This window comes from Hoeflea sp. TYP-13 (assembly GCF_040932035.1).
GTDB lineage: Bacteria > Pseudomonadota > Alphaproteobacteria > Rhizobiales > Rhizobiaceae > Hoeflea_A.
In genome coordinates this window covers 1-929 of record NZ_JBFRBB010000012.1, presented here as the reverse complement: position 1 = coordinate 929, position 929 = coordinate 1, and the positions used below count along the sequence as shown (strand labels likewise).

At 60.3% G+C, this 929-nt stretch carries 1 protein-coding gene; it reads left to right on the top strand.

Annotated features, from left to right (window positions below):
- Nucleotides 1-923 (top strand): TRAP transporter substrate-binding protein (locus ABVT35_RS26820; protein WP_368470697.1); only part of this gene is annotated, 923 nt, incomplete at its 5' end.
- Nucleotides 924-929 lie beyond the last annotated feature (6 nt).

Below are 929 nucleotides of genomic sequence, written 5' to 3'. Positions count from 1 at the left end.
GCGCCGCCTTTGCTGAGAAGTGGGATATGCCTTTGGCCTATTCTGCGACGAACTTCCACTCGGCGACGGCGGCCGAGTTTGCCAAATGCATCACCACCGGCACCGGTGGCGACATTGAGGTGGTCACCCACCCTTCGGGTTCGCTCTTTAAGGGCGCCGACATCAAGCGCGCCATCCAGACCGGCCAGGCGCCGATCGGCGAGCGGCTTTTGTCGGGCCACCAGAACGAGAACGCCGTCTTCGGCGTAGACTCGGTGCCCTTCCTTGCCACCTCGTTCGAAGATGCCGGCAAGCTGTGGAAGGCCGCCAAGCCGACGATGGAAAAGATCCTGACGGAACAGAACCTGGTGCTCTTGTACTCGGTGCCATGGCCGCCGCAGGGTCTTTACTTCAAGAAGGAAGTCAACTCCGTCGACGACATGAAGGGCATCAAGTTCCGCTCCTATAACAATGCCACGGCCCGGCTTGCCGAACTGACCGGCATGCTGCCGGTTCAGATCGAGGCTGCCGAGATCAGCCAGGCCTTTGCGACGGGCGTTGCCGATTCGATGGTGTCGTCCGGCTCGACCGGCTATGACCGCAAGGTGTGGGAGAGCCTGACGCATTTTTACGAGGTGGATGCGTGGCTGCCGCGCAATTACATCATGATCAACAAGGATGTGTGGGACAGTCTTGATGCATCCCAGATGAACATCATCAAGGGCTGTGCGGAGCTTGCCGAATATGCCGGCACGTGGCGTGCCGTTGAATATACGCAGTTCACGCTGAACGGTCTTCGCAATGGCGGCATGACGGTCGGGCCTGCGGGCGACCAGCTCAAGGGCGAACTGCAGGAGATCGGCGCCACCATGGCGGCCGAGTGGCTGGCCAACTCAGGCGATGACGGCAAGGCCATCATCGATGCATACAAGGCAATGGAATAGAGCCTG